We start from the raw sequence: 4,619 nt of genomic DNA on the forward strand, positions 1-4,619 counted from the left end.
AACAACTCACGTGTAGTCGACTCAAGTGTACACAAATCAAGTATACACAACTCACATGTAGTCGACTCAAGTGTAGACAACCAGCGAACCATATCATTTTCAAATGTTGGTTCTGAATCAGGAACATTAACAGTTTTTAAAAACACCGATGATGAAATCATTTGTAACAGAGGATGTTTCAATGGTACTTTAGCAGAATTTGAAAAAGCCGTTGATAAAAAAGATGAATCTGATAAATCAAAGGCTGAATATAAGCTCTTGATTGAGATGATAAAAATCAGATATGATGTTAAATGAAACAACGACTTAAAGACTATATTAGAAAGATTCTAACAACCGAATTAGACGAATCAACAGATTTCTATATTTTTGAATATGAAAACTGTAGTAAATATGGTATTGCTTTTAGCAACAATCATGCGTTTGGAATTGGTCAAGTATTGCTTGACGGTTTTAACTTTTCAACAATTAGACACTATATGGAAATAGTTATATATCCCTTTGAAATGTGAGGTAAGGATTATATGGGTAAAAAATCGTTTATTAATCAGATGAACAAAAAGTCTCAAAGTAAGAAAAGAGTTATCCAGAACAAAAGACGAAAGACTGTTTATACACCCTTATTTTATTATAAACATATTCTGGTAAATTTTGTAGAATTTGAAGATGAACAAGGAAACAAGTTTCACACAGTTAAAAGTAAACTAACACAGTTTAAAACCACTCTCAAAACGGTTAAAGAGGTCATATTTAGCACGATAGACAGTATTGATAGTGTTACCCCTTATGAAAAGATAACTATCGTTAAAAACGGTTTTAAATACGTTTATAAGTATATGGAATATGAAAAGGAATTAACCTTTATAACATTTTTTAAATTAGATTAGGTATAATTATGAAAATATTTGAAAAGATACAACTAAATAAAGATGTTGAATTAGAGATATGGGAACAACAACCAGAACCACCAACTAAGAATGTTCAATATCATATAAAACTTGGTAACGGTATATACTATAATGTCAATCCAATTATAACGAAAATGGTTATGGATATTATTTCAGCACTTAAAAAAGATTAAAAGAAGTCATCATCATTACCATTGAATACCATTGGTTCAGGTAAAACTTGTTCTTCAACACGGTCAATGTAATTTTTATGTAGCGTTTTGCTGAAATCTTCTTTATCTAACCAGTTTTCAACGTATTGATTATTGTTAATAAAGAATGCAAATAATACTAATGGTGTAATCATATCATCAGTTTTACCTTCTTCAGCACCATAACTACCTTTTATCTGTATATATGTGCTAAATTCTGTTACAGTTTGATAGTCACATATTTGAATCTTGTCATACTCTATTAAATCTTTTAGATATGAGTTTCCAAGTCTTTTACTAAGTTTGGTCATTCTAAGACCAAATCCATCTTTAGCATCATCATAAAAAATGTTTTCATATTCAATATCATAGTTTAAAATGTTTAACACTTCTTGACCGTATGTATTCGATTCAACTATAACAAGAGCATTATTATAGTATCTACCTATTCTATCTATTACATATGGGAACATGTTTGTTTTAACTAGGTTATCTCTGTATACTGCAACTTGTCTATATGGCAATTCAGAAACATCCAAAACTTGACATGTAGATGAATCACATCCAACACCTTCACCAACATCTGCAATGATAACATACTGACCATCTTTTTTAGGCTGTTCATATATTTTTAATTTCTCATCATCTTGTTTTTCTATTGCATCCAATATAGGCATAGCTTGCAATTTAGCAACAGAAACGAGTGTGCCATTAGAACCAAGAAATTCCACCGCAAACTCTTGTATGAATCTTCGTTCACCTATTTCAGCCTTAGTCTTTTCAGCCCAATCTTCATCTCTATTAGGAACAACAGTCCAGTCATATGTAAAGTGTTTAAAACCATTTCGACCATTAACAGCATCCATATACATTTTATAATAAAAATTCATACCTAATGGGGTTGATATTAATATAATCTTAGCATCTTTTGAAGAAGATACAACGGGGTATGATGATGTGTAAAATTCATCCCATAAACCATTGCTAACATGTGCTGTTTCATCAATTACCAAAATATTACAACTTTTTCCTCTTATAGCTGAAGCACTTGTAGCTCTTGCAAACGCTGTTGAACCATTTGAAAGCGCAATAGATGTTTTATTCCATGAAATTATGCCTTCTTGTAACCATAAAGGTAATGATTCGTACATCATTTTCACTCTTGATAAAATTTCAACTGCAATGTCTTGTTTGTTTGCTAATATGGCACAATTCTTATTTGAATGGAATAATATATAATATAGGATATAACCAGCCGTGCATTGTGAATTGTGTGAAGCTATTCCATTTGTATAATATATATGCGAATCAACATCCAGTAAATCATACATATTGACAGAATTATCCAACTTTAGAACATATCTAACGGGTGAGAACCCCGATTCTGTTAATACCAAATCACCCACTGATAATTCTTTAACAAACCTTTCTTCAATTTCATACCCATTCAATATCATGACTATATGGTCATCAGCACATTGCATTGTATAGTCATTATCAAGTATCAACTCATAAACATCATATTTTATAGTTTTTCCAATGCCTTGAAATGATTCAAACCCATTTGGTGTTAACACTTCATATCTATTAGTTTCTATTTCTTTTATAAACTCAGCCATTAATTATCTCTTTTATAAACGTTTTATTAATATAATCTGGTGTTACTATAATAGCCCCGAATGCATCTCTTTTATAATACATCTTTGATTCATATTCAATGTCATCCATCATTCCTGCTATTTCAATATAAATATCATATTCATATAAATAGAAGTCACATTTCATTTTACTATTGGGGTAAAATTTTTCAATATCATATTTTATTCCAAGCTCTTTTAACAAGTTGCAAAATTTAATTTCATAACTAGACCTTAACAATTTACCAGTTTGTTCATCATATTTTGAATAACCATAACCATGAGTAGATTTTTTTATACTATCATCTATTACAACATATTGTGATAAATCTATATCATAGTATTCACAATAAGCTTTCATGAGTCTCATTTTTGTAGTTAGATACCTTTTAATACTCTTAAGAGGTTTATTATTTAATTGGTCTGTATTTTTTATGATTTGTATTATTTCATTTTTAGACAAAAACTTATTATAATATAGTCTATTAGGAGTTGTTTTACTTCTTATTAAATAGTTTAAATAATCTTTTCTGGACTTAAAATGATTATCATCATTTAGAAATCCTTTCTTTTCATTAATACGCTGAATTTCTTCAGGTGATTTATTTTTTAATGTTGTCTGCCATTTATTCTGTCGTTCTTTCCATCTTTTTAAACCTTCAGTATCCCCATATTTTTCAATACATATATCTTTACTAAAAGTTGTCTGTCTTTCTGATATTTTATCATGAGCTTCCTGTTCACTATATCCTTTATCAGTCCAATATTTAACCCTATTTATATAAGTTCTATTTTTATTAGCTTTTTTAACGCTTTCTTCTGAATAATATTTACTTTTTTTAGACCAAGGTGATAATTTACCACCATGATTATATGCTGGGTTTCTATCACCCTTAAATTTTTCACTAGCATTATTAATATAATTATAATTATATATATTAGAATTGGGATATATCTCTTTAAAAGTGTCAACACTCATATCATGATATAATTTAATATGTGATATAAGACTTTTAAATACAATCCCACATATAGGACATTTAACAGTTTCATTATCAAAATCAACAACATCTTTTAAAGCCTTTTCAGACTTACCCAATTCTATACAATCTTTATTCGATGTGCAATATGATAATGTTGTGTTATACGCAAGTTTCTTATCACATCTTTTACAATTCATTAAAATCACCCTTGATATCTTTTTATTATTTATCTTTTTGGTGATTCAAGTAGACAGATAATAATCAATCAAGATTAACCATATCATAAAATTCTTTAATTGTTAATGTTTTAATGTCACCAGTTTCTTTATCTCTGATTGTAATGTCAGATTTATCAACAACACATTTACCACTTTGCCTACTAGACCTTCCTATAATACGTGTGTTTTCATGGATGAGATTTATCATCTCTTCTTGATAGTCATATAGATTGAAATTGACTATACCATCATCAAGAGAAACTATCTTGACATAATTTTTAAGAAAATATATTGGGTCTTTTCGACATTTGGCAAGTTCTTTGATTTGTTTCTTATCATAAACAAGTTTGTCTTCAGGTGCTCTTAGAGTTGTATTTCCTCTATACCCTTTAATCTCATTTTTAACCATTTTAATTATAAACTCCTTATATATCTATATTTATCTTTTTAAGAAGTTTACAAAAAAATAAAAGGGGCTATTAAGCCCCTTTCTCTTCTACATATTTGTTGATTCTTTCAACAAGTTCTGGTTTATTACCATACTTATCAAGTCCGTAAAGTTCACAAAGTTCTTGAAGGTCATCTTTTGACATACTCATATCAGCTTGAATGAGGTCTTCTTTTTTCTCAGATTCATCCTGTTCATCAGATTCATCCTGTTCATCAGATTCATCCTGTTCAT

The 4,619-nt window shown here is 28.9% G+C and carries 8 protein-coding genes; 4 read left to right on the forward strand and 4 right to left on the reverse strand.

Going from position 1 to position 4,619, the window contains the following annotated elements; genetic code table 11:
* The 4 genes from Q0617_RS00005 to Q0617_RS00020 form a co-directional block, all read left to right on the forward strand.
* Positions 1-297, forward strand: a 297-nt coding sequence (locus Q0617_RS00005) for a hypothetical protein (protein WP_298749153.1), incomplete at its 5' end; no start/stop codon positions are given.
* Entirely contained in the window at positions 294-512 is a 219-nt protein-coding gene (locus tag Q0617_RS00010) for a hypothetical protein (protein WP_298749155.1), read from the forward strand. The genes Q0617_RS00005 and Q0617_RS00010, both read left to right, overlap by 4 nt.
* A 12-nt stretch (positions 513-524) precedes the next feature.
* Positions 525-887, forward strand: a complete 363-nt coding sequence (locus Q0617_RS00015) for a hypothetical protein (protein ID WP_298749157.1) — start codon at positions 525-527, stop codon at positions 885-887.
* An 8-nt stretch (positions 888-895) separates the two neighbouring features.
* Positions 896-1,081 (forward strand): hypothetical protein, encoded by a 186-nt coding sequence (locus Q0617_RS00020; protein WP_298749159.1) that lies wholly within the window; start codon positions 896-898, stop codon positions 1,079-1,081.
* Here Q0617_RS00020 and Q0617_RS00025 read toward each other — a convergent pair.
* The 4 genes from Q0617_RS00025 to Q0617_RS00040 form a co-directional block, all read right to left on the reverse strand.
* Positions 1,078-2,718: a terminase family protein gene (locus tag Q0617_RS00025; protein WP_298749161.1), complete on the reverse strand. Its 1,641-nt coding sequence runs from the start codon at positions 2,716-2,718 to the stop codon at positions 1,078-1,080. The two genes, Q0617_RS00020 and Q0617_RS00025, sit on opposite strands and share 4 nt — an antisense overlap.
* Complete coding sequence (locus Q0617_RS00030) at positions 2,711-3,916, reverse strand: hypothetical protein (RefSeq protein WP_298749163.1); 1,206 nt, start codon at positions 3,914-3,916, stop codon at positions 2,711-2,713. The genes Q0617_RS00025 and Q0617_RS00030 overlap by 8 nt, the downstream gene beginning before the upstream one ends.
* A gap of 64 nt (positions 3,917-3,980) precedes the next feature.
* Complete coding sequence (locus Q0617_RS00035; protein ID WP_298749165.1) at positions 3,981-4,346, reverse strand: hypothetical protein; 366 nt, start codon at positions 4,344-4,346, stop codon at positions 3,981-3,983.
* 70 nt (positions 4,347-4,416) lie between these two features.
* The coding region (locus Q0617_RS00040; protein ID WP_298749167.1) for an SAP domain-containing protein at positions 4,417-4,619 on the reverse strand (203 nt) is incomplete at its 5' end.

This window comes from uncultured Arcobacter sp. (genome assembly GCF_937982575.1).
Lineage (GTDB): Bacteria > Campylobacterota > Campylobacteria > Campylobacterales > Arcobacteraceae > Arcobacter.